Here is a 2,511-nt window from a genome sequence, read left to right as displayed (position 1 = left end):
GCCAAAGGGAGCTACTTCCCTTGATTTTGCATTCAGTATTCACTCGGAAATAGGAATTCGCACCCGAGGAACACGTGTTAACGGTAAATTAGTCCCTTTGAACTTCGAATTAAAAAGCGGTGATCAAATTGAAGTCATTACGTCTCAACATCAAAAACCAACAATCAACTGGTTAGATTACGTGACAACTTCCAGAGCTAAAACCAAAATAAAAAACGTTCTAAACGAAAATACCAAGAAAATTGGCGAGGAAGGAAAAGAACTACTAACTCGAAAATTAAAACATTTAAAAATAACTTTAAACGAATCGGTTGTCAACGAGTTAGTCAACTTTTTCAAATTGAAAACAAGTTTAGATTTATTTTACCGTGTAGGAATTGGTGCTATAGAAAACCAACAGTTAAAAGACTATGCGGCGCAAAAAAGTAACACTTTTATAAATTTTTTCAAAAACAAAATAAAACGTTCTTCTAGCAGTACAGCTGATGAGGATATTCATAAACCAGTTATCAGCAGCAATTATGATCTACTCGTTTTTGGCAAAGAACACGACAAATTAGATTATAAATTATCGCCTTGTTGCAATCCGATCCCTGGTGATGATGTTTTTGGTTTTGTGACCATAAACGAAGGAATCAAAGTACACAAAAAAGACTGCCCAAACGCCATAGGAATGCAATCTAATTATGCTTACAGAATATTGTTAGCTAAATGGATTGACTCTTCTCAAGAGGAATTCAAAGCAATCATAAACATTACCGGAATGGACATTTTAGGATTGACAAACCAGCTGACAAAGGTAATTTCTAATAATATGCATGTAAATATCCAGAGTATTTCGTTAAGCACTGACGCTGGAATCTTTCACGGTCAAGTGGCTGTTATCGTTCAAAATAATACCATTTTGAAAAAGATGATTAGCAACATTAAGAAAATTGATGGTATTGATAAAGTAACCCGAGTATATAAAACATAAGAAAGGCTATTGTTTACAATTTTTTAGATTGCTATCATAGGGTCTCTAAAATAAAACGAAAAAGCAAATCAGTCCATTTTAAACTATTTGATTTTTTCAACTTTAAACTTTAAACTTTAAAAAATAAAAAATTATCTTTGCCAGCATATGACACTCATTTCCACAGATAATACTAAAAACCAAGAAATTGTAAAAAATGTATTTACAATGTATCTTGAAAAAAAAGGACATCGCAAAACTCCCGAACGTTATGCTATCCTTCAGGAAATTTACGATAGCGAAGAACATTTTGATGTAGAGAATTTGTATATCAAAATGAAAAACAAAAACTATCGTGTCAGCAGGGCTACGCTTTATAATACAATCGAATTGCTATTAGATTGTGCTTTAGTGCGTAAACACCAATTTGGACAAAATCAGGCACATTACGAAAAATCGTATTTTGATAAGCAACACGATCACATTATCATGACCGATACTGGCGAAGTTATCGAATTTTGTGATCCAAGAATTCAAAGTATTAAGAAAACAATCGAAGAAATATTCGACATTGAGATTACCAATCATTCCTTATATCTATATGGAATAAAAAGACAAAAAGACAATTTAGACAGCTAATTAGATGTCTTTGATATAAAAATTAACTACAAATAACATACAGAATGACGGTAGATTTATTACTAGGATTACAATGGGGAGATGAAGGAAAAGGAAAAATTGTTGACGTTCTTACTTCAAATTACGATATTATTGCTCGTTTTCAAGGCGGACCTAACGCAGGACACACCTTGGAATTTGACGGAATAAAACATGTTCTAAGAACTATTCCTTCTGGTATCTTTCATAAAACTGCCATAAACATTATTGGAAATGGAGTTGTAATAGATCCTGTTGTTTTTCAAAAAGAAATCGAAGGTCTGGAAAAATTTAATTTAGACATCAAAAGCAAATTAATTATTTCAAGAAAAGCGCATTTAATTTTACCTACACACCGCTTATTAGATGCAGCTTCGGAAGCGTCTAAAGGAAAAGCGAAAATTGGTTCGACGCTAAAAGGAATTGGTCCAACTTATATGGACAAAACCGGAAGAAACGGAATTCGTGTAGGAGATATTGAATTAGAAGATTTCAAAGAGCGTTACAGAGCTTTGGCTGATAAGCATGAAGCAATGATTAAATTCTATGATGTTGCTATCCAATACAACTTAGAAGAATTAGAAAAAGAATTTTTTGAAGCTATCGAAGAATTAAAAAAATTAGATTTTATTGATAGTGAAGAATATTTAAACCAGGCTCAAAAAGCAGGTAAATCAATATTATGTGAAGGAGCTCAAGGTTCATTACTGGATGTTGATTTTGGAACGTATCCATTTGTAACTTCATCAAACACTACCGCTGCAGGCGCCTGTACTGGTTTAGGTATTGCTCCTAATAAAATCAAAGAAGTATACGGAATTTTCAAAGCTTACGTAACACGTGTAGGTAGCGGTCCATTCCCAACAGAACTTTTTGATGAGGATGGTGCAACTATGGCA

3 protein-coding genes are annotated in these 2,511 nt (G+C 33.1%); all 3 read left to right on the top strand.

Going from position 1 to position 2,511, the window contains the following annotated elements; translation table 11 throughout:
• Positions 1 to 976 (top strand): ACT domain-containing protein (locus ACH2BP_RS13540; RefSeq protein WP_395060766.1); only part of this gene is annotated, 976 nt, incomplete at its 5' end.
• Between the two features lie 147 nt (positions 977 to 1,123).
• A complete protein-coding gene (locus ACH2BP_RS13535) occupies positions 1,124 to 1,594 on the top strand; it encodes a Fur family transcriptional regulator (RefSeq protein WP_073210514.1) in 471 nt (156 codons plus the stop codon).
• A 44-nt stretch (positions 1,595 to 1,638) separates the two neighbouring features.
• The coding region (locus ACH2BP_RS13530) for an adenylosuccinate synthetase (protein ID WP_395060763.1) at positions 1,639 to 2,511 on the top strand (873 nt) is incomplete at its 3' end.

The sequence above is a fragment of the Flavobacterium sp. genome (assembly GCF_043756175.1).
GTDB lineage: Bacteria > Bacteroidota > Bacteroidia > Flavobacteriales > Flavobacteriaceae > Flavobacterium.
Note: the sequence above shows the minus strand (reverse complement) of the source record. Positions and strands in the feature narration are given on the sequence as shown.